Annotated in this window: 24 protein-coding genes; 16 read left to right on the top strand and 8 right to left on the bottom strand. The window is 72.2% G+C overall.

The window, feature by feature from the left end; translation table 11 throughout:
* The coding region (locus KBC94_RS28760; protein ID WP_294378914.1) for a transketolase C-terminal domain-containing protein at positions 1 to 795 on the top strand (795 nt) is incomplete at its 5' end.
* 33 nt (positions 796 to 828) lie between these two features.
* Positions 829 to 1,827 (top strand): type I glyceraldehyde-3-phosphate dehydrogenase, encoded by a 999-nt coding sequence (gene gap, locus KBC94_RS28755; protein ID WP_017759352.1) that lies wholly within the window; start codon positions 829 to 831, stop codon positions 1,825 to 1,827.
* A gap of 86 nt (positions 1,828 to 1,913) precedes the next feature.
* Here gap and KBC94_RS28750 read toward each other — a convergent pair whose 3' ends face one another.
* On the bottom strand, positions 1,914 to 3,314 hold the full coding sequence (locus KBC94_RS28750; RefSeq protein ID WP_294378912.1) for an amidase family protein: 1,401 nt from the start codon (positions 3,312 to 3,314) through the stop codon (positions 1,914 to 1,916).
* Between the two features lie 173 nt (positions 3,315 to 3,487).
* Here KBC94_RS28750 and KBC94_RS28745 point away from each other — a divergent pair, with 173 nt between their 5' ends.
* Entirely contained in the window at positions 3,488 to 4,093 is a 606-nt protein-coding gene (locus KBC94_RS28745) for a DNA-3-methyladenine glycosylase (RefSeq protein ID WP_294378910.1), read from the top strand.
* Between the two features lie 65 nt (positions 4,094 to 4,158).
* Here KBC94_RS28745 and KBC94_RS28740 read toward each other — a convergent pair whose 3' ends face one another.
* Positions 4,159 to 5,376, bottom strand: a complete 1,218-nt coding sequence (locus KBC94_RS28740; RefSeq protein WP_294378908.1) for an MFS transporter — start codon at positions 5,374 to 5,376, stop codon at positions 4,159 to 4,161.
* A 136-nt stretch (positions 5,377 to 5,512) separates the two neighbouring features.
* Here KBC94_RS28740 and KBC94_RS28735 point away from each other — a divergent pair, with 136 nt between their 5' ends.
* From KBC94_RS28735 to KBC94_RS28720, 4 genes are all read left to right on the top strand, one after another.
* A complete protein-coding gene (locus KBC94_RS28735) occupies positions 5,513 to 6,433 on the top strand; it encodes a LysR family transcriptional regulator (protein WP_294378907.1) in 921 nt (306 codons plus the stop codon).
* 64 nt (positions 6,434 to 6,497) lie between these two features.
* Positions 6,498 to 7,820 carry an Nramp family divalent metal transporter gene (locus KBC94_RS28730; RefSeq protein ID WP_294378905.1) on the top strand — a complete coding sequence of 441 codons (1,323 nt, stop codon included), beginning with the start codon at positions 6,498 to 6,500 and terminating at the stop codon, positions 7,818 to 7,820.
* A 159-nt stretch (positions 7,821 to 7,979) separates the two neighbouring features.
* The gene (locus KBC94_RS28725) at positions 7,980 to 8,270 is read left to right on the top strand and encodes a YciI family protein (protein ID WP_294378904.1); all 291 of its coding nucleotides are present in this window, start codon (positions 7,980 to 7,982) and stop codon (positions 8,268 to 8,270) included.
* The gene (locus KBC94_RS28720; RefSeq protein ID WP_294378902.1) at positions 8,267 to 9,190 is read left to right on the top strand and encodes a hypothetical protein; all 924 of its coding nucleotides are present in this window, start codon (positions 8,267 to 8,269) and stop codon (positions 9,188 to 9,190) included. Before KBC94_RS28725 ends, KBC94_RS28720 begins: the two co-directional genes overlap by 4 nt.
* Positions 9,191 to 9,193: 3 nt before the next feature.
* Here the strand turns inward: KBC94_RS28720 and KBC94_RS28715 are convergent, their stop codons facing one another.
* A complete protein-coding gene (locus tag KBC94_RS28715) occupies positions 9,194 to 10,225 on the bottom strand; it encodes a pirin family protein (protein ID WP_294378900.1) in 1,032 nt (343 codons plus the stop codon).
* A 216-nt stretch (positions 10,226 to 10,441) separates the two neighbouring features.
* Here KBC94_RS28715 and KBC94_RS28710 point away from each other — a divergent pair, with 216 nt between their 5' ends.
* The 3 genes from KBC94_RS28710 to KBC94_RS28700 all read left to right on the top strand — a co-directional run bounded on the left by KBC94_RS28710 (position 10,442) and on the right by KBC94_RS28700 (position 12,768).
* Complete coding sequence (locus KBC94_RS28710; RefSeq protein ID WP_234193356.1) at positions 10,442 to 10,729, top strand: hypothetical protein; 288 nt, start codon at positions 10,442 to 10,444, stop codon at positions 10,727 to 10,729.
* 105 nt (positions 10,730 to 10,834) lie between these two features.
* Positions 10,835 to 11,215, top strand: coding sequence for a response regulator (locus KBC94_RS28705; protein ID WP_294378896.1), 381 nt, complete (start codon positions 10,835 to 10,837; stop codon positions 11,213 to 11,215).
* Positions 11,216 to 11,307: 92 nt separating this feature from the next.
* The gene (locus tag KBC94_RS28700) at positions 11,308 to 12,768 is read left to right on the top strand and encodes an amidase family protein (RefSeq protein ID WP_294378894.1); all 1,461 of its coding nucleotides are present in this window, start codon (positions 11,308 to 11,310) and stop codon (positions 12,766 to 12,768) included.
* 78 nt (positions 12,769 to 12,846) lie between these two features.
* Here KBC94_RS28700 and KBC94_RS28695 read toward each other — a convergent pair whose 3' ends face one another.
* Positions 12,847 to 13,326, bottom strand: a complete 480-nt coding sequence (locus KBC94_RS28695) for a peptidylprolyl isomerase (protein WP_294378892.1) — start codon at positions 13,324 to 13,326, stop codon at positions 12,847 to 12,849.
* Positions 13,327 to 13,610: 284 nt separating this feature from the next.
* Between KBC94_RS28695 and KBC94_RS28690 the strand changes: the two genes are divergently transcribed.
* The 4 genes from KBC94_RS28690 to KBC94_RS28675 all read left to right on the top strand — a co-directional run bounded on the left by KBC94_RS28690 (position 13,611) and on the right by KBC94_RS28675 (position 16,289).
* On the top strand, positions 13,611 to 14,327 hold the full coding sequence (locus tag KBC94_RS28690) for a HAMP domain-containing sensor histidine kinase (RefSeq protein WP_294378890.1): 717 nt from the start codon (positions 13,611 to 13,613) through the stop codon (positions 14,325 to 14,327).
* A 36-nt stretch (positions 14,328 to 14,363) separates the two neighbouring features.
* A complete protein-coding gene (locus KBC94_RS28685) occupies positions 14,364 to 14,582 on the top strand; it encodes a DUF3606 domain-containing protein (RefSeq protein ID WP_294378888.1) in 219 nt (72 codons plus the stop codon).
* A 124-nt stretch (positions 14,583 to 14,706) separates the two neighbouring features.
* Positions 14,707 to 15,867 (top strand): YihY/virulence factor BrkB family protein, encoded by a 1,161-nt coding sequence (locus tag KBC94_RS28680; protein WP_294378886.1) that lies wholly within the window; start codon positions 14,707 to 14,709, stop codon positions 15,865 to 15,867.
* A gap of 140 nt (positions 15,868 to 16,007) precedes the next feature.
* Positions 16,008 to 16,289, top strand: a complete 282-nt coding sequence (locus KBC94_RS28675; protein ID WP_017761788.1) for a hypothetical protein — start codon at positions 16,008 to 16,010, stop codon at positions 16,287 to 16,289.
* A gap of 54 nt (positions 16,290 to 16,343) precedes the next feature.
* Here KBC94_RS28675 and KBC94_RS28670 read toward each other — a convergent pair whose 3' ends face one another.
* Positions 16,344 to 17,123 (bottom strand): transglutaminase family protein, encoded by a 780-nt coding sequence (locus tag KBC94_RS28670; RefSeq protein ID WP_294378883.1) that lies wholly within the window; start codon positions 17,121 to 17,123, stop codon positions 16,344 to 16,346.
* Positions 17,124 to 17,284: 161 nt separating this feature from the next.
* Here KBC94_RS28670 and KBC94_RS28665 point away from each other — a divergent pair, with 161 nt between their 5' ends.
* A complete protein-coding gene (locus KBC94_RS28665) occupies positions 17,285 to 18,796 on the top strand; it encodes a CHAD domain-containing protein (RefSeq protein ID WP_294378881.1) in 1,512 nt (503 codons plus the stop codon).
* Between the two features lie 102 nt (positions 18,797 to 18,898).
* Here KBC94_RS28665 and KBC94_RS28660 read toward each other — a convergent pair whose 3' ends face one another.
* From KBC94_RS28660 to infA, 3 genes are all read right to left on the bottom strand, one after another.
* Entirely contained in the window at positions 18,899 to 20,077 is a 1,179-nt protein-coding gene (locus KBC94_RS28660) for an MFS transporter (RefSeq protein WP_294378916.1), read from the bottom strand.
* Between the two features lie 287 nt (positions 20,078 to 20,364).
* A complete protein-coding gene (locus tag KBC94_RS28655; RefSeq protein WP_294378879.1) occupies positions 20,365 to 20,688 on the bottom strand; it encodes a hypothetical protein in 324 nt (107 codons plus the stop codon).
* 195 nt (positions 20,689 to 20,883) lie between these two features.
* Positions 20,884 to 21,138 (bottom strand): translation initiation factor IF-1, encoded by a 255-nt coding sequence (gene infA / locus KBC94_RS28650; RefSeq protein ID WP_017757760.1) that lies wholly within the window; start codon positions 21,136 to 21,138, stop codon positions 20,884 to 20,886.
* 286 nt (positions 21,139 to 21,424) lie between these two features.
* Between infA and KBC94_RS28645 the strand changes: the two genes are divergently transcribed.
* A complete protein-coding gene (locus KBC94_RS28645; RefSeq protein ID WP_294378877.1) occupies positions 21,425 to 22,351 on the top strand; it encodes a gamma-glutamyl-gamma-aminobutyrate hydrolase family protein in 927 nt (308 codons plus the stop codon).
* Positions 22,352 to 22,813 lie beyond the last annotated feature (462 nt).

The following is a 22,813-nucleotide window of genomic DNA, read 5'->3' as shown; positions in this document are numbered from 1 at the left end:
GGCCGCCACATCAACTACGGCGTGCGCGAATTCGGCATGGCCGCCATCATGAACGGCGTGGCGCTGCACGGCGGCTTCATCCCCTACGGCGGCACCTTCCTGACCTTCAGCGACTACAGCCGCAACGCCATCCGCATGGCGGCACTGATGAAGCAGCGCGTGATCCATGTCTTCACGCACGACTCCATCGGCCTGGGCGAGGACGGCCCCACGCACCAGTCGATCGAGCATGCGGCCAGCCTGCGCCTGATCCCCAACCTGGACGTCTGGCGCCCCGGCGACACCACCGAGACCGTGGTGGCCTGGGCCTGCGCCCTGCGCAACAAGGCGCAGCCCACCGCGCTGCTGCTGTCGCGCCAGAACCTGAACTACGCACCCAAGGACGAGCTGGCCGACATCAGCCGCGGCGCCTACGTGCTGGCCGAGCCCTCGCGCGTGGGCCTCAAGAAGAAGGCCAAGGCGGTGATCATCGCCACCGGCTCCGAGGTGCAACTGGCGCTCAAGGCGCAGGAGCTGCTGGCCAGCCGCAAGATTGCCGTGCGCGTGGTCTCCATGCCCAGCACCACCACCTTCGACCGCCAGGACGTCAAGTACAAGAAGTCCGTACTGCCCAAGGGCCTGCCGCGCATCGCCGTGGAGATGGGCAGCACCGGCGGCTGGTGGAAATACGGCGTCGATGCCGTCGTGGGCATCGACACCTACGGCGAATCGGCGCCGGCCGGCGTGCTGTTCAAGCACTTCGGCTTCACGCCCGAGAACGTGGCGGCGACGGTCGAGGCCGTCCTTGCCGACTGAGTTGGTTTTTCCATAACTTCCTGGAGCATTCGCATGACCATCAAACTGGGTATCAACGGCTTCGGCCGCATCGGCCGCAACGTGCTGCGCGCCGCGGTTCAGAACTTCCCCGACATCGAAGTCGTGGGCATCAACGACCTGCTGGAGCCCGACTACCTAGCCTACATGCTCCAGTACGACTCGGTGCACGGCCGCTTCAAGGGCGACATCGCCGTCGAGGGCAACACGCTGATCGTCAATGGCAAGAAGATCCGCCTGACGCAGGAGCGCGACCCCGCCGCCCTCAAGTGGGACGAAGTCGGCGCCACCGTGGTGCTCGAATCCACCGGCCTTTTCCTCACCAAGGAAACCGCGGGCAAGCACCTGGCCGCCGGCGCCAAGAAGGTGATCATGTCGGCCCCCTCGAAGGACGACACGCCCATGTTCGTGTACGGCGTCAACAGCAGCGGCTACGCCGGCCAGGACATCGTCTCCAACGCCTCGTGCACCACCAACTGCCTGGCCCCGCTGGCCAAGGTGCTGCACGACAAGTGGGGCATCAAGCGCGGCCTGATGACCACCGTGCACGCCGCCACCGCCACGCAGAAGACCGTCGACGGCCCGTCCAACAAGGACTGGCGCGGCGGCCGCGGCATCCTGGAAAACATCATCCCCAGCTCCACCGGCGCCGCCAAGGCCGTGGGCGTCGTGTTGCCCGAACTCAAGGGCAAACTCACCGGCATGAGCTTCCGCGTGCCCACCTCCGATGTGTCGGTGGTCGACCTGACCGTCGAGCTGTCGAAGGAAGCCAGCTACAAGGAGATCTGCGCCGAGATGAAGGCCCAGAGCGAAGGCGCGCTGAAGGGCGTGCTGGGCTACACCGAGGACAAGGTGGTGGCCACCGACTTCCGCGGCGATGCCCGCACCTCCATCTTCGACGCCGAGGCCGGCATCGCGCTGGACGGCACCTTCGTCAAGCTGGTGAGCTGGTACGACAACGAGTGGGGCTACTCCAACAAGTGCCTGGAGATGACCCGCGTCGTCGCCAAGTAAGCAGCGCCGCACGGGCTGCCCCCGCGGCCCTGGACTGCGATGAAGAGCGCGCCCCCGTGGCGCGCTTTTCCGTTGGCGGTCCGCCGTTATGCCCGCGGGCCTGCACCCGCAACCCGACGCGCCACGTCGATGGTCCCGCGGTCGTGCAGCCACGGGCCGATCACCTGCACACCCAGCGGCAGCCCGCCCGCCCCCGCCATGACCGGCACGGCCGTGGCGGGCAGGCTGGCCAGCGAGGCGAGGCTGGCCCAGGCGGCCTGGGCCTCGTAAGGGGTGTCCTCGCCATCGATGCGCAGGGTGCGCCGCCCCCAGTCCGGATCGTCCTGGTGCGCGAAGGCGGCGCAGCCGAAGGCCGGCATCACGAGGGCATCGACCCGCTCCAGCAGCGCAAAGCACTGCGCCCGCAGCCGGCCGCGGTCGGCCACCAGGCGGATCCATTCGTGCGCGTTCAGGTCGCACTCGGCGCCGGGCTCGAAGGCGCCGAGCACCGTCATCACCCACTGCTGGTAGGCCCGGTGCAGCACCGCCAGGTCGGGCAGGGCGCCGGTCGGCAGTTCGTCCGGGCGGACGATCCGGGCGCCCTGCGCCTGCAGGCGCCGCGCCGCCTCGGCCACCGCGCCGCGCACCTCGGCGTCGGCCGGCGCGAGCGGATGGGCGTCCAGCACCAGCACCTGCCAGCGCGCCGGGTCGGGTTGCCGCGGTGGCGGCAGTTGCAGCTGCCAGGCCTGGGCCATGGGCATCTCCGGGCCGGCGAGCACGTCCAGCGCCAGGCTCAGGTCGTCGGCATTGCGCGCCAGCGGGCCGATGACCGTCGGCAGGTCCGGCGGTGGGCCGAGCGTTTCGGGCGTGCCGGGAAAGGCCTGGCCGCGCATCGGCAGGATGCCGGTGCTGGGCTTGTGCGCCCACACGCCGCAGAAATGCGCGGGCACGCGCAGCGAGCCCATCAGGTCCGAACCCAGTTCCAGCGCCACCAGGCCCGCCGCCAGCGCGGCCGCGCCGCCGCCCGAGGAGCCGCCCGGCGTGCGCGAGGCGTCCAGCGGATGCACCGTGCGGCCGTGGATCGGGTTGGCCGTCTGCCAGTCGGCCAGCGCCACGGGCACATTGGTCTTGCCCAGGATGACGGCGCCCGCGGCCTTGAGCCGCTGCACCGCCGCCGCATCGGTCGCCGGGCGGAAGTCGCGGAAGGGCGGCAGGCCCCAGCTGGTGGGCAGGCCGGCGATGTTGAAGGATTCCTTCACCGTCATCGGCACGCCCAGCAGCGCTGGCCGCTCGCCCTTCGCGCGCCGGGCGTCGGCGGCCCGGGCCTGGTCTCGCGCGCGATCGAAGTCGCGCAGCACGACGGCATTCAAGGCACCGTCCTTCGCCTCGATGGCGGCGATGGCGGCGTCGCAGAGTTCGAGCGCCGTGGCCTCGCCCGCGGCGACGGCGCGGGCGCAGGCGGTGGCGCCCTGGTGGATCAGTGTGGCGAAGTCGGTCGGCTGGGGCATGGCGGGCGAGGACGGCGGCCGCGGCGCGGCGCCGGCTCCTGGGTGACGAGGACCCGGCGATTCTGGCGCGATGCACCCGGGCGCGGGCTGTCGGGTGCACCGGCATTCGTCCGGCTCCGGCGGATTGGCGCACCTCCTAGACTGGTGCGATCCGTCCTCGCCCCTTCCGCTCCGTGACCGCCTCATCGCCCACGACCGCCTTCATCGACTTCCTCGCCCCCGCCCACGAAGTGGCGCGGGCCCTGATCGGCGTCGAGGTTCTGGTCGACGGCGTGGGCGGCCGCATCGTGGAGACCGAGGCCTACGACCGCGAGGATCCGGCCTCGCACAGCCATCGCGGGCCCACGCCGCGCAATGCGGCGATGTTCGGGCCGCCGGGCCGGGCCTACGTCTACCGCTCCTATGGCATCCACTGGTGCCTGAACTTCGTCTGCGGCCCCCAGGGCCACGGCGCGGGCGTGCTGATCCGTGCGCTGGCGCCAACCGAGGGCCTGGCCCGCATGCGCGAGCGCCGCGGCGTGCAGGATGTGCGCCTGCTGGCCGCCGGCCCCGGCCGCGTAGGGCAGGCGCTGGGCGTGGACGCCAGCTTCAACCACCTGCGGCTGGATGCGCCGCCCTTCGAACTCCGTCCCCGGCCTGCCAGCGAACGCATTCAGGTGCAGACCGGGCCGCGCATCGGCATCACCCGCGCGGCGGACGTGCCCTGGCGCTTCGGCGAGGCGGCCTCGCCCTTTCTGAGCCGGCCTTTTCCCAGACTCCCCAAACTTTCCGGGCGATGACGCCAGATGCAGAAAGGCCGCCCGGCGCTCGCCAGGCGGCCTGTCTGCTGGAGAACCCGAGCGCCTCAGCCGCGCCGTGACGGCCAGAGCCGCACGGCCAGCGTGGCCCCGGCGCTCGCCATGGCCAGCAGCACGACGCCGAACCAGCCCGCATGGGCCAGCACCTGGCTGCCCAGCGCGGCGCCGGCGGCCATGCCGATGAACATGCCGGTGAACAGCAGCGCATTGAGCCGGCTGCGGGCGCCCGGGTCCAGGCTGTAGACCAGCGTCTGGTGTGCCACCAGCGTGGCCTGCACGCCGAAATCGAAGCCGATGGCGGCCACCACCAGCAGGCCGATCTGCGCCGCGGGCGGCAGCAGGTCCTGCACCAGCAGCAGCGCGAAGGAGAGCAGCGCCAGCCCTGCCCCCAGCTGCGTCACGCGGTTGGGACCGCGCCGGTCGGCCAGGCGACCGGCCAGCGGGGCGGCCAGCGCACCGGCGGCACCGGCCAGGCCGAAGGCGCCGGCGGCGGCGCTGCCCATCTGGAAGCGCTCGTGCAGCATGACCGCCAGCGTGGACCAGAAGGCGCTGAAGCCGATCGACAGCAGGCCCTGGGCCAGCGTCGCGCGGCGCAGTGGGCCGTAGCGCTTCCACAGCTGCACCAGCGAGGCCATGAGCTGGCCGTAGCTCAACTGCGTCGAGGGCACGAAGCGCGGCAACCCGCGCCACAGCGCCAGGCCGATCAAGGCGATGGACCCCGCCGCGGCCAGGAACACAGCGCGCCAGCCCCACTGCTGGCCGACCAGCCCGCTGGCCACCCGCGACAGCAGGATGCCCAGCAGCAGCCCGGTCATCACCGTGCCGACGGTGCGGCCGCGGTGCGCCTCGGGTGCCAGCGCGGCGGCGGCGGGCACGATGTCCTGCGCCAGCGTCGCGGTCAGGCCGATGGCCAGGCTGGCGACCAGCAGCGCGCCCAGGCCGGGCGCCAGGGCGCTGGCCAGCAGCGCCAGCATCAGCAGCACCACCTTGACCAGGATGATGCGGCGACGGTCGTAGCGGTCGCCCAGCGGAATCAGCAGCAGGATGCCGGCGGCATAGCCGAGCTGGGTGAGCGTGGGCACGAGGCCCGTCTGGGCCGGGCTGGCGCCCAGGTCCGCACCCAGGATGCCGAGCAACGGCTGCGCGTAGTAGAGGGCGGCGGCGCCCAGGCCGGCGCCCGCGGCCAGCATCAGCACCAGCGGCCGCGACAGGTCGGGCTGGGCAGGCGCGGCGGCGGAACCGGAGGCAAGAGGAAGGGATGACATGGGGAACTCCTTGGCAGTCTGCGGCGCCGCCCTTTGCTTACGGGCAATGTGGGCGCTGCCGAATGTGGAGCATTCTTTCAACGAATGACAAAAAGCTGTAGACGGCTGGATTGCAGATCGGCTATACGCCCAACGCATGAAAGAAGCACCCCTTGCTGTCGACCGTCTGGACCTGCTGCAGACCTTCGTGCGCATCGTGGACGCCGGCAGCCTCTCGGCCGCCGCCCAGCAGATGGGCAGCACCCAACCCACCGTCAGCCGCCGCCTGCAGGCGCTGGAGCGCAGCCTGGGCCTGCGGCTGCTGCACCGCTCCACCCATGCCATGGCGCTGACCGAGGACGGCGAGCGCTGCCTGGCCCAGGCGCGGGAGCTGCTGGAGCGCTGGGACAGCTTCGAGGCCGACGTGCGCGGCGCCCGCAACACGCCGCGCGGCCACCTGCGCGTGCTGGTGCCGCATGCCTTCGGCCAGGACCAGCTGATGGCGCCGCTGCTGGGCTTCCTGCAGGCCCATCCCGAAGTGAGCGTCGAATGGCTGCTGCACGACCGCCAGCCGGACTTCATCGCCGAGGGCATCGACTGCGCGATCCGCGTGGGCGCCGTGAGCGATCCGTCGGTCGTGGCCCAGCGCCTGACCGAGATCCAGCGCATCGTGGTGGCGCCGCCCGGCCTCTGGGGCGAAGGCCCGCCGCCCGAGGCGCCGCAGCAGCTGGCCGCCCTGCCCTGGCTGGCGCTGCAGACCTTCTACCGCGACGAGGTCACGCTCACGCACGAGGCCGACGGCAGGCGCGAGACCTTCGCCATCCGGCCCCGCCTCGCGACCGACAGCCTCTATGCCACCCGCCGCGCCGTGCTCGGTGGGGCGGGTATCGCGCTGGTGTCGGCCTGGGCCGTGGCGCCGGACCTGGCCGAGGGCCGGCTGGTGCGCCTGGCGCCGCAGTGGGTGGGCGATCCGCTGCCCATCTACCTGATGCATCCCTACGCGCGCCAGTACCCGCCGCGGTTGCGCGCCTTCACGGCGTGGATGCGCGAGCACATGCCGTCGCCCGACCACTTCTGACGCTGCCGCCCAGCGTCGCCGCGCCGCACGGTGCGCGAGGCGGCTCCTTACCATCGGCCCCGCCATGTTCCGCCTGCCCCGCACCGCCACCGCGCCCTTCTGCCCTTCCGAAGTCAAGGGCAGCGTCACCGTCGACCCGGGCCAGCCCTTCCACAAGAAGCTGCTGAAGTTCGCCGGCCCCGGGCTGCTGGTGTCGGTGGGCTACATGGACCCGGGCAACTGGGCCACCGACATCGAGGCCGGCTCGCGCTTCGGCTATGGCCTGCTCTTCGTGGTGCTGCTGGCCAGCCTGGCGGCGATGCTGCTGCAGACCCTGTGCGTGCGCCTGGGCCTGGCCGGCGGGCTGGACCTGGCCCGCGCCTGCCGCCAACGCTACGGCCCGCGCACCAACCGCTTTCTGTGGCTGGGCGCCGAGCTGGCCATCGTGGCCTGCGACCTGGCCGAGGTGCTGGGCAGCGCGCTGGCGCTGCACCTGCTGCTGGGCGTCTCCATTACCGTGGGCATCGCCATCACGGCCTTCGACACGCTGCTGGTGCTGGGCCTGCAGGGCGCGGGCTTCCGGCGCGTGGAGGCCATCGTGCTCGGCCTGGTGCTGACCATCGCCGGCTGCTTCGCGGTCGAGCTGGCGATGGCCCAGCCCAACTGGTTCGGCGTGGCGATGGGCTTCGTGCCCAGCCTGGAGCGGCTGCAGCAGCCGGGCGCGCTCTACCTGGCCATCGGCATCGTGGGCGCGACGGTGATGCCGCACAACCTGTACCTGCATTCCTCCATCGTGCAGACCCGTCTGGTGGCGCGCACGCCCGCGGCCACGCGCGAGGCGGTGCGCCTGGGCACGATGGACGCCGTGCTTTCGCTCACGCTGGCACTGTTCGTCAATGCCGCCATCCTGATCCTGGCGGCCAGCGCCTTCCACGGCGGCGGGCGCGCGCCGGTCACCGAGATCGAGGACGCCTACCGGCTCATCGAGCCAGTGGTGGGCGGCCTGGCGGCCACGCTCTTCGGCATCGCGTTGCTGGCCTCGGGCCAGAGCTCGACCTTCACCGGCACCATCGCCGGCCAGATCATCATGGAAGGCTTCCTGGACCTGAAGATCCCCTGCTGGCAGCGGCGGCTGATCACCCGGGCCCTGGCCATCGTGCCGGCCTTCGTGGGCGTGTGGTGGTTCGGCGACGGCGGCGTGGGCAAGATGCTGGTGCTCAGCCAGGTGGTGCTGAGCTTCCAGCTGCCCTTCGCCATCTGGCCGCTGGTGCGCTTCACCAGCGACCGGCGGCTGATGGGCGAATTCGCCAGCGGCTGGGCGATGAAGGCCACGGCCTGGGGGCTGTTCGCGGTGATCGGCGCGGCCAATGTGTGGCTGGTCTGGACAGTGGCCACAGGACAGGGCTGAACTGCCGAGGGCAGGCACAGCGGCGGCGCGATGCCGACCAGGATGCGGCGCTGGCACCCGCCGCACAAGGCAGCGCCCCGCCGGGCGAAGCGCCGCAATCCGCGCGCCCACCGAGGCCATCCGAGACAGCCGCTGGCGCAGCGGGCTACCCTCGGGCGCATGTTCATCGTGACCCTCACCTACATCCGCCCCGTCGAAGAGATCGACGCCCACATGGAGGCCCACGTCGCCTGGCTGCGCCGCCACTACGACAGCGGCCTGTTCGTCGCCTCCGGCCGGCAGGTGCCGCGCGTGGGCGGCGTCATCCTGGCCCGCTCGGGCGACCGGGCCGCGCTCGAAGCGGTGCTCGCGCAGGACCCGTTCGCGCAGCACAAGCTGGCCCGCCTCGACATCGTCGAGTTCACGCCCAGCATGACCGCACCCGGCGCCGAGGCGCTCAAATCGATATGAGCGAGCGCCCGGGAGCGCCACCGGGGCGGGCCCCCGCGGCCCCTCTGAGACGCGCCCTGCTGCTGTTCGTGGCCGCCGCGGTGCTCGCCGGCTGCTGGCTGGTGCCACTGGAGCCCCTGGCCCGCGAGCAGTTGCGCGCCGGCCTGCAGCGCTCGCTCACCGCCTTTGCGGCGGCGCGGGCGCTGGGCGCAGTGCTGTCGGTGGCCCAGGGCACGCAGCTGGACGTCAAGCCGGCCGGCGTCGGCCTGAGCCTGGCGCCGGGCCAGGCCCTCAAGCCGCTGAACGAGCTGGTGGACCGTTTCGCCGCCGTGATGCTCGCTGCCAGCGTGGCCTTCGGCATCCAGCTGCTGATGCTGGGCATCGGCGGACATGCGGCGGTGTCGATCGCGCTGACGGCGGTGCTGCTGGCCTGGCTGGTGCTGCGCTGGCGGGCGGCCACGGTGTCGACCCGCGCGCGAGCGGAAACCGCTGGCGCCAATGCGCCCGCAGCGAGGCAGGAGGCGGCTACCGCACGCGCGCTGCGATGGCTGTCGCCGGTCTTCGCCGGCCTGCTGCTGGTGCGCTTCGCGGTGCCGGCCGTGGGCCTGGCCAACGAAGGCGTCTACCGGGCCGTGATGGCGGGCGAATACCAGTCGGCCCTGGCCGTGATCGAGGCCTCGCCCGAGCAGGTGGTGGGCCGCACGCAGCCGGCCGCACCGGCGCAGGAAAGCCTGCTGGAGCGCCTGAAGCGCTGGTCCGAACGCGCCACCGACCTGCGCGCCGGCTACGAGGCGATCCTTCAGGCGGCCGGCGAATGGACCCGCACCATGGTGCGCCTGATCGCCCTGTTCGTCGTGCAGACGGTGCTGCTGCCGCTGGGCTTCCTGTGGCTGATGTGGCGGCTGTCGCGCGCCATCGCCGGCAGCGCGAGTCGGCGCTGACGCTTACTCCGCCGCGTCCACCGCCTCTTCCCGGCGCCCGTCGGGATAGCGGGCGAAACGCGCCGGCGCCGCGCCATGCACCGGCGCCGCGTCGGGCCAGGGCCAGCCGCCGAACTGGGTGCGGCGGTAGTCCTGCATGGCCTGCATGATCTCGGCCTGCGAGTTCATGACGAAGGGGCCGTGCTGCGCCACGGGCTCGGCGATGGGCCGGCCCTGCAGCAGCAGGAATTCGCAGACTTCGTCACCGCCCGCCAGGGCCACGTCGAGATCGGCCCGAAGCTCGATGGCCGCCGGCCCTTGCACCGCCTGCCCGCCCACCGTGGCCGACGCGCCCTTGAAGAAGTACAGCACCCGCTGCGTGCCCAGCCCGCGCGCGGCCGGCAGCGTCCAGCGCGCGCCAGGCGCCAGGCGCACGGTCCAGATGGCCACGTCGGCATCCGCCTGCGCGGCCCAGGAATCCGGCGGCGGCGAAGGCGGCGCGTCGGCACCCGGGAGGCGGCCGGCCACCACCGTGACGTCCACGCCCTCGGCGCGCAGGTGCGGCACCTGGCCCGACCAGAACATGGTGAAGTGCGGATCGACCATCTTGCGCGCCGCCGGCAGGTTCAGCCAGATCTGGAACAGCTCCAGCGGGTTGTCCGCGTCCTCGCGCAGCAGCGGGAACATCTCCGAATGCACGATCCCGCGGCCGGCCGTCACCCACTGCACGTCCCCGCCGCCGAAGCGGGCCGCGGCGCCAAGCGAATCCGAATGGTCGATCAGCCCGCGGCGCACCAGCGTCACGGTCTCGAAGCCGCGGTGCGGATGCGCCGGGAAGCCGGGCACGGATTCGCCGTGGTACATGCTCCAGCCGTCCTTGCGGCTGAAGTCGGCGCCGATCTCGCGGCCGGCCAGCGAGGCGGCCGGCGCCATGCGGCCGTCGCCGCGCGGATAACCGTCGTCGTGGTACGCACAGAAGAGGAAGGGGTCCACCGTCGGCCAGGGAAAGCCCAGCGGGTGCACGCCCAGGACGGCAGAGGAGGGGTGGGTGCTCATGGAGAGAGTCTTTCGTTCGTTCGCAAGAAGGCTGGCGGTCAGCCCGAACGCCGAAGATGCGGCGCATATCGCCATTGTGGAAGCCCCCGCCCGCGCGACAGCCCGGACCATGGGTGCAACAGTGGATTCACCGGCAGCCCCGGGCGGGCGGCGCTACCATCCGCCGTCGTCACACACGCGGCATGGCCTTCCCCCCGGCCCCCGCAGGAGCGTTGAATGAGTCAAGACAAGCAGGACCCGACGGCGCAGGCGGTCGAAGCGCTGGAGCGCACCATCGACCAGGCCAAGGCGGTGGCCGCCGAGATCCGCCAGGCGGCCGACAACCTGGCTGTCGTGAACACCGTGCTCGAAGAGGCCCTGCCCGACCATGTGCAGGTCGGCGACGTGGCCCAGGCGCTGGACCAGTCGGGCCAGGTCGAGGAGCAGATCAGCCGCTCCGCCGAGGTGCTGGACGCCCTCGAAGCCGCGCAATCCGAGGTCGAAAAGAAGGCGCGCCCGCGCTGACCCTCCCCGTTCCGTAGGCCGCGTCCCACAGGAAGGGAGGCCCAGGGCGCCCACGCCCGCACCGCCCCGGCCCTTAAGCTCCCCTGTTCCAGTCCGCGCCACACCATGGCCGCCCCCCGCATCTTTATCGTCGAAGACAACCCCACCATCCGGGACAGCCTCATCCCCACGCTCGAAGACCTGACCGACGCTGAGATCGTCGGGCTGGCCGAGGGGGAGGACGAGGCGGTGCGGTGGATGCAGTCGCATTCCGACGGCTGGGACCTTGCCATCGTCGACCTCTTCCTGCGCCAGGGTTCGGGGCTGGGCGTGCTGCGTCGCGTGCGCAACGGTGGGGCCCGGCAGCGCATGGTGGTGCTGACCAACTACGCCACGGCCGACATGCGCCGCCGCTGCAGCGACGCCGGGGCCGACCGCGTCTTCGACAAGTCCAACGACCTGGACGCCTTCTTCGACTATTGCAACGCGCAGGGGCCGGCGCGCTGAGCGCCCGCCGGCCATGCAGGCCGGGCCCTGAGGCACACGGGCGGCGCGTCCGGTGCTGGACAAGCGGGCACGCATCCCGCTACACCTCGGGGATGTCCTCCCCGCTGGTTCCCTCTTCAATCCCCCTCTCCGCACTGCCGACCGAGCTCTGGCAGCTGGGCGCCGCCCAGACGGCCGCCCTGGTCGCCAGCCGCCGCATCTCCGCCACCGAGGCGACGCAGGCAGCCCTGGCGCGGCTGGAGGCGGTCAACCCCGCCCTGAACGCCGTGGTCGACCACCGGCCCGACGAGGCACTGCGCCGCGCCGCCGACATCGACGCCGCGCTGGCCCGCGGCGAGGCGGTGGGGCCGCTGGCCGGCGTGCCGGTCACCCTCAAGGTCAACGTCGACCAGGCCGGCTTCGCCACCACCAACGGCGTGCGCCTGCAGAAGGACCTCGTCGCCGAACACAACAGCCCGGTGGTGGACAGCCTGCTGGCCGCCGGCGCGGTGCTCATCGGCCGCACCAACACGCCCGCCTTCAGCTACCGCTGGTTCACCAGCAACCAGCTGCACGGCGTGACGCGCAATCCGCGCAACCCGGCGCTGACGCCCGGCGGCTCTTCCGGCGGCGCGGCCGCGGCGGTGGCCGCAGGCATCGGTGCCATCGGCCATGGCACGGACATCGCCGGCTCGATCCGCTACCCGGCCTATGCCTGCGGCGTGCATGGCCTGCGGCCCAGCTTCGGCCGGGTGGCGGCGTGGAATGCCTCCAGCCCCGAGCGCACCATCGGCGGCCAGCTGACGGCCGTCTCCGGGCCGATTGCGCGGCATGTGCACGACCTGCGCCTCGCGCTGGCCGCCATGGCCCGACCGGATGCGCGCGATCCCTGGTCGGTGGCGGCGCCGCTGGTCGGGCCCGCCGTGCCGCGCCGGGCCGCGCTGTGCGTGCGCCCGGACGGCCTGGCCACCACCGCCCCCGTCGAAGCAGCGCTGCGCGACGCGGCCGCGCGCCTGCGCGACGCCGGCTGGCTGGTGGACGAGGTGGAGGCGCTGCCGCCGCTGAAGGCTGCCGCCGACGACCAGACGCTGCTGTGGGTGGGCGATGGCTACGAGGCGCAGCTGCGCACGGCCGAGCGCGAGGGCGATCCGGCCGCGCTGGTCGTGCTGCGCGGGCAGGCCGAGGTGGCCGCGCGCATGGACAGCGCGGCGCTGTCGGCCATCCTGGTGCGGCGCGCGACGCTCACGCGGCAGTGGCAGCGCTTTCTGCACGAGCGCTATCCGCTGGTGCTGCTGCCGGTGTCGGCCGAGCTGCCCTTCCCGGTCGACCTGGACCTGCAGGGCCCCGAAGGCTATGCCCGCGTCTGGGCGGCGCAGATGACGCAGATCGCGCTGCCCTTCATGGGCCTGCCGGGCCTGACGGTGAGCACCGGCATGGCCGAAGGCGAGCGCGGCCCGGCGCCGGTGGGCGTGCAGCTGGTGGCGGCGCGCTTCCGCGAGGACCTGTGCCTGGAAGCCGCCGAGGCCATCGAGGCCCGCGGCGTGCCGCCCTCGCCCGTGACGCCGCACGGCTGAGGCCGCCCTGCGGCACCGGGCACGCCCCGTCGCCTCCGCCTCAGCCCTTGGCGATGCCGAGGCAAGGCTGGGAAGCCTTCAGTGGTGATGGCCGCCATCGCCATGCACATGGCGATGGGCGATCTCCTCGCCGGTGGCGGCACGCACGGCCACCACGTTCAGCTGGATGCGCAGGCTGCGGCCGGCCAGGGGATGGTTGCCGTCCAGCAGCACCTGCGGCCCCTTGATCTTGACCACGTTGAACACATGCGGCTCGCCGTTGTCGAGCTGGCCGCGCAGTTGGCCGCCGACCTTCACGCCCGGCGGGAATTCGCTCTTGGGGATGGTGCGCAGCAGGCTCTCGTCGCGCGCGCCGAAGGCCTGCTCGGGCGACAGGTTCAGCGTGGCCTGGTGGCCGGCCGCCTGGCCGTCCAGGGCCGTCTCGATGGCCGGCAGGATGTTGTCGTAGCCGCCGTGCAGGTACACGACCGGCTCCTTGGGGCTGTCGAGCAGCTGGCCGCTCTGGGCGTCCGCGATGCGCAGGCGCAGGGTGACGACGGTGTCTTGGGTGATCTGCATGAAGGAAAAGGCTGGAGGGCCGCGGACGGCCTGTTCGTAAGAGGTGGGCCGGCCTTGCGCTGCAAGCAGGCGCGCCGGCGGTCTGGCGGCGCCGGAGCCCGCCACAGGGCTGCCGATTGTGCGTGAAGGCCACCGCGCGCACCGTCGCCGTGCCCAGTGCCCGTGGCGTCGTCATTGGCCTACCCGCGGTGGCGCCCACGGCGCATCGGCGCACCCCGGCCGCACCCGACCATCGGCCTCCCTTCCCTGCTATCGCCTTTCCGTTCCCGCATCCAGGAGCGCCCATGCACGACCCGGATTCCGCCCCCGCCGAGCCGCCCGCGTCCCACGACCGGCCCGACCTGCAGCCGCTGGAGGCCATGCGCGACGCGCTCCAGGCCCAGGTGCACCAGCTGGAGCGCCAGCTCGCCCGGCTGAGCCACGACCTGCGCAACCCGCTGGGCGCCATCCGGCTGGGCACCGAGCTGCTGCGCCGAGGGGCGCTCGATCCGCAGCAGCGGCAGGTGCTGGACCACATCGACAGCGCCGGCGAGCGCGCGCAGCAGCTGATCGACCAGCGCATCGCCGAGGCCCAGACCGCCGCCAGCGCCGACGAGCCGCACCGCCCCGTCGCCCTGCATGCGCTGGTGGCCCAGTGCGTCGAGACGCTGGCACAGGCCTTTCCGGGCCATGCCCTGGAACATGACCGCCTGGGCGAAGGCCATTGCCAGGCCGATCCGGACCGCCTGGCCCAGCTGGTGGGCCGCATGGTGGCGGAGGCCGCCGCCGTCGCGACCCCGGGCAGCGGGCTCATCGTCGCCTCCATCGTGGAGCCCGAGCGCTTCCGCATCGCGGTGCATGCGCCGACGCCGGCGGAAGGCGAGGCACCCGGCGGCGGCGGCGAGGACCGCCTGCGCGACGCCGTGCGCAGCCAGAGCGGCCGGCTGGAGGTCATGCGCCAGGCGGCACCACCCGGGCGCACCCTGGTCGCGAGCTTCGCGCGCGCCGCGGCGGCCATCTGACCCTTCTTCTTTCTTCCGCCTTTGTAGGAACCCCTCATGCCCGACGACCACACCCTCATCGCCCCCGCCGGCAACGACCCGGACCGCATCGACCTGCAGTCCGAAGGCGCGGTGGCCGAATGGGCGCGCCGCATGGACATCGACGAAGCGCGGCTGCGCGCCGCGGTGGCCGCCGTCGGCGACCGCGCCACTGACGTCGCCCGCCACCTTGCGGACGGCAACGGCACGGCCCAGCGGGAGCAGCCACCGGCCTGACCCCGCCGCACATCGCACTTGGCCTACCCGCAAAGCGCGCCTTGACGCATGGCCGCGGCGGCGTGGGGACCGCACACTGGCGGCATCCGTGCGCCGTCGTACGCGTCTCCAGAAAGCCGCCGCCATGACCTTCAAGCAACTCTTCTCGCTGTGCAAGAAAGCCGTCGTCGCCTGGAGCGACGACTTCGCCCCCAGCATGGGGGCCGCGATCAGCTACTACACCCTCTTCTCGCTCGCGCCGCTGCTGGTGATCGTGATCGCCATTGCCGGCGCTCTGTTCGGCCGCGAGGCGGTGCAGGGCGAGATCGTCGGCCAGCTCTCCGGCCTCATCGGCCGCGAGGCGGCCATCGCGGTGCAGGGCCTGATCCGCAGCGCCAGCGAACCCGGCAAAGGGCTGGTCGCCGGGCTGATCGGCGTGGGCGTGCTCATCGTCGGTGCCACCACCGTGTTCGCCGAACTGCAGAGCGCGCTGGATCGCATCTGGCATGTGCCGCCCTCGGCCAAGCCCAAGGGCGTGTGGTCGGTGCTGCGGGCGCGGGTGCTGTCCTTCGGGCTGATCCTGGGGCTGGCCTTCCTGCTGATGGTGTCGCTGCTGGTGTCGGCCTTCCTGGCCGCCATGGGCAGCTGGGTGGGCGCCTTGCTGCCGGGCTGGGAGCTGATGCTGCAGCTGCTCAACATCGCCATCTCCTTCGCGATCATGACGCTGCTGTTCGCCATGATCTACAAGTTCATGCCCACCACGCGCATCGCCTGGCGCGACGTGTGGGTGGGTGCCGCCGTCACGTCGATGCTCTTCCAGGTGGGCAAGACGGCCATCGCGCTGTACCTGGGCCGCAGCAGCATGACCGAGTCCTTCGCGGCCGCCGGCTCGCTGGTGGTGCTGCTGGTGTGGGTGTACTACGCGGCGCAGATCTTCCTGCTGGGTGCGGAGTTCACCAAGGTCTATGCGCTGGAGCACGGCTCGGTGGCCGATGCACGGCTGGCCGCCAGCGTGGCCCATCCGCCCGTCGTGCCCACCCAGACCACGACCGGCCAGCCCGACGCGGGCGACGCGACGCCGCCGCCCGCGGCCATGGCGCTGACGCAGACCGGCGAGGTGCAGGCCGAGGTGGACCGGCGGCTGCAGGGCGCCACGCGCGACCTGGCGCGACAGCTGCTGCTGCTCGGTGGCGCCACCGTGCTGAGCGTGGCCGCTTCGCAGTGGCAGAAGCGGCTGCGCAAGAAGGACAGGCTGCGCCGCAAGGCCTTCGGCCGGCGCAGTGGCCCGCGCGGCACCACCGCCTGAAGAAGCCACTGACAGTGGGCTGAGCACGGACTGACGACCGGCTGAGTAAACCCTTCTTTACACGCCGGCGGTCGGCCGGGCGGATGCGCGCAGGCGTTGATCGGGAACATCGCCCGACCGGGCACTTCGAACATCCGCCAATGAAGACAAGCTCCCGCCCCTCTTCCTCCCCCTTCCGGCTGTGTGCGCTGGCCGTGCTGCCGGCCGCGCTGCTGGCAGGGTGCGTGGTGGCCCCCGAGCCGGTGCACGTGGTGCCGCGGCCCGTGGTGGTCACGCCGCCGGTGTATGCACCGCCGCCCACCGTGGTCTATGTGGCGCCCACCTATGCGATGCCGGCACCGGGCTATGTGTGGCACTACCACCCGCGCCATGGCTGGGGCTGGTACCACCCCGTCTATGGCTGGCACCGCGGCTGGCATTGAGCGGCGCGGCGCCTGATACGCAGGGCCGGCGCTGCCGCCGCGCCCTGCGGCGGGCTACACCTGCTCGACCGTCACGCGCATCTCCTCGATCGCGATCTCGCCGTAGTTGGAGATGAAGGCCACGTCCGCTGCGTCGCGGCCGTAGCCCACCACCAGGCGGCCGCCGCGCGGCTCGGCCTGGGTGGCATCGAAGGTGTACCAGCGGCCGCCGATGAAGGCCTCGAACCAGGCATGCATGTCCATCGGGTCGAGCTTGTGCAGGTAGCCGACCACCTGCCGCGCGGGGATCTGCAGCGCCCGCGTGAGGGCGATGCCCACGTGCGAGAAGTCCCGGCACACGCCCTTGCCGAGGTTCAGCGTGCCCAGCGCATCGGTGCTGGCGTCGCTCACGCCGTATTCGTAGGTGATGTGTTCGTGGATCCAGCGGCGGATGGCCTCCACCTGCGCATAGCCGGCCGGGAGGTCGCCGACGATCTCGCGCGCGCGGCCTGCCAGCCGGTCCGACGGGCAGTAGCGGCTGGGCAGCAGGTACATCAGCGCGGCGTCGGGCAACTGGTCCACGGGCGTGACCGGCGCGGCGGGCTCGACGGCGAGGGCCTCCTCGGTCTCCATCTCCACCTGCACCTCGATCTCCATGCCGCCCGCCGGCACCACGAAGCGCTGACCGAGGTTGCCGTACGGGTCCACATACTCCACCGTGGGCACCCAGGGCCGCAGGTGGTAGTGCTCGCTGACCACCCATTGGGCCAGGCCGCTGCGCGGGCGGAGCATGGCGACGACGGGGCAGGGCTGCTGGCAGTCCAGCTTGAGGAAGTTGGTGGCTTTGAGGCGCATGGAAAGGGCTCGGCTCGGTCGACGGGGACAATGACACACAGACCTGCCACCATCGGCAGGCGGCGGCATTCTGGGCACCGACGCCCGCGCGGCCTGTCGGCCGAAGGCCCGCGTCCGTGGGCGCCGACGCCGCTGCACCCCGCATCCGTTAGCAAGCCCCCATGGAAACCGAATTCAAGTTCCACATCCCCGCCGAGCGGCTGGCCGCGGTCGAGGCCGACCTGCGCCAGGGCGCCGTGCAGCGCACCCGCATGCAGGCCCGCTACTTCGACGCGCCCGGTGGCGCCCTGGCCGCCGCGGGCATGGCGCTGCGCCTGCGCAAGGAAGGCCGCCGCTGGGTGCAGACGGTCAAGGCCGCGGGACACGGCCTGCTGCAGCGGCTGGAGCACAACGCCGACCTGGGCGCTGCCCGCGCCACCGACCTGCTGCGGCCCGACCTGCTGCGCCATCAGGGTACGCCGGTGGGCGAGCGCCTGGTGCAGGTGCTGCAGGCCGCGGGCGAGGATGTGGTCGAGACCTATGCCACCGACATCTGGCGCCTGACGCGCGAGATCCGCCACGAGGGTGCGCGGGTCGAGCTGGCGCTGGACGTGGGCAAGATCGTCGCGCAGGCGCCCGCCGGCGGTCCGATGCGCGTGGCGCCCGTGTGCGAGCTGGAACTGGAGCTGGTGCAGGGCCCGCTCGCGGGCCTGGTCGCCCTGTCGCGCGACTGGGCGCAGCGCCATGGCCTGTGGCTGGGCACCGTCTCCAAGGCCGAACGTGGCGAACGGCTGATGAAAGGCATCGCCCAGGTGCCCGCGGTCAAGGCCGAGACGCCACGCTTCGAGGAAACCAGCCCACCCGATGGCGCGGCGCTGCAGCGTCGGGTGATCGCCGCCTGCCTCGCCCAGGTCCTGCCCAATGCCAGCGAGATCGCCGAGGGCAGCGAAGACGAAGAGCAGATCCACCAGCTGCGCATCGGCCTGCGCCGCCTGCGCACTGCGCTGCGCGAGTTGGCGCCGCTGGCCGGCGGGCTGGACCCAGCCTGGGAAGCACCACTGCAGCGCGCCTTCCGCGCCCTGGGCGCGCGGCGCGACCGGACGCAGGTGGTGGCCGAATCGCGCCGCTGGATGGAAGGCAGCGATGCACCGGCCATCCGTGTGGCCGAGGCGAAGGATGCGCCCACGCCGGCGGTCGCGGTGCGCGAGCCGGCCTTCCAGGGCGTGCTGGTGGCCCTGGCAGGCCGCGCGGCCGAAGACCCGGCCGAGGGCGGCGGGGCGCTGGACGCCGATGCCACCCTCGCCCACCTGCGCCACCGCCTGCGCCGGCTGCACCGCCAGTCGCTGCGCGACGCGGAGCGCTTCGACCAGCTGGACGACGACCAGCGCCATCGCACCCGCAAGCGGCTCAAGCGGCTGCGCTACCTGGCCGAGTTCGTGGCGCCCCTGCTGGACGCCGGCCGGACGGCCCGCTACCTCGACCAGTTGCGCCCCGCGCAGGACGCGCTGGGCCTGTTCAACGACCAGGTGACGGCCCGCCGCCTCTACGAGCAGGCGGCCGAGCAGGACGCGCATGCCTGGTTCGCCATCGGCTGGCTGGCGGCGCAGCAGCCCCGCACCGCGAAGAAGGCCGGCAAGGCCTTGCGCCGGCTCGCGGATGCACCGAAGTTCTGGAAGGGCCGCCGCAAGGGCTGAAAGGCCACGACGCCCAGGTGTCTCGGCCCCTCTCCCCTGGCGGGAGAGGGATTGGGGAGAGGGGGGAGCCGCCGCAGGGTGCTGCCCCGGCCAGCCCCGCCCTCACCCCTCCCGCGGCGGCTGCGGCAGCAGGCGGTAGGCCAGTGCCCCGGCCGCCAGCATCAGCGCGATCGCGCCGAACACGGCCTGGAAGGGCTCGATGCTCCGCGACTGCGCCGCCGTGGCGATGGCCCCGGTCACCCACTGCATCAGCGCCACGCCCAGGAACATCGCCATGGTGAACAGCGCCATGGCCCGGCCCGTGACGGCCATCGGGTAGGCGCCCTTCACGTCGGGGTACTGCAGCACCATGTAGCCCGAGAGCAGGCCGATGGCCAGGGCCAGCGCGATGTCCACGCTGGCCTGCGCATCGAAGGCGAGCACCGCGAAGAGCCCGGCGCAGACCACGGTGAAGCCGACCAGCCAGCGCCGGCGTTGTGCCGGCCCCGGATCGATGCGGCCGAACAGCGGCGGCCCCGCGATGGCGATCACCGTCATCAGCAGCGCCACGTTGCCGCTGGCCATCAGCGAGAAGCCGTGGCGTTGCATCAGCATCGGCCCCAGCCACAGGCCGCGCAGCGCCACGAAGGAGGCATAGGTCACCAGGGCGAGCGCCAGGATGCCCCAGGTGTGCGGCAGCAGCAGCAGGCCGGCGAAGGTGCGCACGGCGCTGCCCAGCGATTCGCGCGGCGCATCGGCCGCTGGGGCAGGCTCGTGCACCACGGCCGCGATGGCGCCCCAGGCGAGCAGCGAAGCCGCCGCAAGCACCCAGAAGCCCATGCGCCAGGAGCTGGCCTCGATCAGCCAGGCCAGCGGGGTGCCCGTGACCAGCATGCCGCAGCTGCCCAGGCCGAGGATGGCGCCCGACACGGCGGCAAAGCGCTCCGGCGCGAAGTGCCGCGCGATGAAGACGGTGCACACGAGGAAGGCCGGCGCGCAGCCGATGCCGATCAGCACCTGCCCCACCACCAGCACGCCGAAGCTGGGCGCCAGTGCCGACAGCACCGCCCCGCCGATGGCCAGCGGAAAGGCCACCAGCACGGTGCGCCGCACGCCCTGCAGGTCGATGCCGATGCCCATCAGGAGCTGCAGCGCGCCGAAGGCGAAGTGGAAGGCGCCGGCGAACAGGCCCAGGGCCTGCGGGCTGAGGTGGAAGTCGGCCGCCAGCGGCGCCGCCATGATGGCGGCCACGGTACGGAAGGCCTGGCTGAGCGCGAATCCGGTGCTCAGCACCAGCAGCATGGTCCAGGCGCTGCGGCTCGGGGAGCGGGTGGCGGAAGTGGAACGGAGCGCCGGGTCGGCGGCGCTGGCGGAAGGCGGCGGGGTCATGGGCGGCGCGAGCGCCCATCGGGTGTGGACGCGTTCTGGGTGGTGTCTCCAGCGTTGGAGCCTAACGTGAAAGCCGCCAGGGCGTGTGGCGCCTGCGAGGCAGGGGTCCAGGCGCCGATCCGTTCGCCGTGAGCGCGTCGAAGGGCAGGCCGACGCCTGTCCCGGCTTCGACGCGCTCGGCCCGGATGGGCGCAGGCGGCTCAGTCCGGACGGTCGGGGCTGCTCGTCCAGCCCCAGCCCAGCAACTCGGCCAGCCGCTGCACCGTCCAGCCGGCCTCGTCGGCTCCCAGGCCGGAATCGGTGCTGCGCAGGCCGGCCAGGCAGCGCTGCAGCACCTCCTGGTCGCTCACCGAGCCGCTTTGCGACAGGCCGAGCGCCTGGCCGGTCAGCACCTGCGCCAGGTCCTCGCACAGCTCGTAGCGCTGGCGCACCACGGCCAGCGGCTCGCGCAGGCGCTGGCGGGCGTCGGCGTACAGCGCGAGGAAGGAAGGAGGGATCTCGGTCTGCTGGTCTTCGCCGTCCATGGGCACAAACAAGAAAGGGCCTCCTGCGAGACCCCGGGTGGTGGAAAGAAGGACAGGGCCCCTGTACGAGACCCTGGACCATGAAGCGCGAGCGCCCCGAAGACCCTGCGCCGTCGGAAGGACGGCTTCACCGAAGGCCCGTCGCCGTGGTCGCCGGGCCGGCCAGTCCTGCGGCACTGCGCAGGCGCCGCCCGGTCAGCGGCGGGAGCCTTCGGGCGGCGGGCCGCGGCGCTCGAGGTGGCGGAAGGTGATGCGGCCCTTGCTCAGGTCGTAGGGCGACATCTCCAGCGACACCTTGTCGCCCAGGATGATGCGGATGTGGTTCTTGCGCACCTTGCCGCCGCTGTACGCAATGACCTCGTGGCCATTTTCCAGCGTCACGCGGTAGCGCGAGTCGGGCAGCACTTCGGTGACTGCCCCTTGCATTTCAATCAGCTCTTCCTTCGCCATGTCGTATGTCCTCTCGGAGGCAGGACGCCGGTACCCGAACCGGCTGCCGTTGCCGGCGCCCGAGCCTGTGTACGTGGAGAAGGCGGGCGCGAAACTGTCAGGGGTGCGTGGCGACCCACAAACGGATCGCCACGATCTCAACGCTTGAATGTCGCCACGCGCGGACAGCCCGCGCGGTGCAAAACCGCGGGATTGTAGCGGCGCAGCCTGTGGCCTGGCGCCCTTCCCAGGCCAGACGCGCCCTTGGCCGACACGCCCGGGCGCGGGCTGCGCGCACCATGCGGTCATGTCCCGCGCCTCCCGGTTGCCGCTGTCCAGCGGCGCCCCGCCCGTCTCCTCCCGCCTCAAGATCGGTCTGTCGGCCTGCTTCTCGCATGCCGACCCCAAGCGTTCGCTGTTCACCAACAAGACGCTGCAGTATGTGGAGCAGTCGATCTGCCACTGGCTGATGTCGGCCGGCGCGATGGTGGTGATGGTGCCTTGCCCCACCGGCGACACCGCCCGCGGCGACACCAGCCTGGCGCACTACGCCGAATGGCTGGACGGCGTGGTGATGCATGGCGGCGCCGACGTGTGGCCCGGCAGCTACGGCGAGGAGCCCCTGAAGGAAGCCTGGATCGGCGACCGCATCCGCGACCTGTACGACCTGGCGCTGGTGGAGGCCTTCGAGCAGGCGGGCAAGCCGATCTTCGGCGTCTGTCGAGGGCTGCAGCTGATCAACGTGGCCTTCGGCGGTTCGCTCTACCAGGACATCGAGGAGCAGCACGGCCATCCGCAGACGCTGCGTCACCGTGACCCGGTGACCTACGACCAGAACTTCCACGGCATCGAGATCGTGCCGGGCACGCGCCTGGCGCAGATGTACCCGGGCGTGGCGCAGGCGCGGGTCAACAGCATCCACCACCAGGGCATCAAGAACCTGGCCCCGGGCTTCGAGGTGGAGGCCTGGAGCCTGCCCGACCAGGTGCCCGAGGCGATCCGCCGCCGGCCGGACCAGGGCAGCCACAGCTACATCGCAGCGACGCAGTGGCATCCGGAGTTCCACAAGTACGGCGGCACGGACACGATCAACGACACGCCGATCCTGCACGACTTCCTGTGGGCCTGCGCCACCGCGCGGGTACACCCGCACCGGCCGCTGCGGCAGATGCCGGGGCGCATCCGCGACCGCGCTTCGCGGCTGCTGCGGCAGGCGTTGTTGCGGCGGGACTGAGGAGCTGGGCATCGGCCGCTTGTACGGTGCGTTGCGGGTGGTGCGGGTTGGTGCGGGTGATGCGGGCGGTGCGGGCCGTAACCCGGCAGAGGACGCCGGCATGCGCGCTCCCGGTGCACGCTCGCGCTAACCGACTTGCGGCACGGGACGGGTGCTCGCTATCCACCGACGCGCCTGCCGCACTGCACGGCGCCGCGAATGGCACCTCCGCACGCACACCGTCATCCTCCGCCTAGACGATGCTGGCGAACCCTCCCCTTTTCAGGCTGCGCGACCGCGCGACCGTGGGACCGTGAGGCCGCGGAGTCCTGGGGGTCGTCATGCGGGGCCGGTCAACCCCAGACCGTTCGGGCTGAGGTTCTATGGTTCTCGTCAAGCGACAGTGGCCGCCAGGCGGGCATCGAACATCGCGTGTTGCTTGAACAGCGAGAAGGCCACGCGCATGAGCTTTCGGGCCAGCAC

It is taken from the genome of Pseudacidovorax sp. (genome assembly GCF_017991995.1).
Lineage (GTDB): Bacteria > Pseudomonadota > Gammaproteobacteria > Burkholderiales > Burkholderiaceae_C > Xenophilus.
This window is presented reverse-complemented; position numbering and strand designations above follow the sequence as displayed.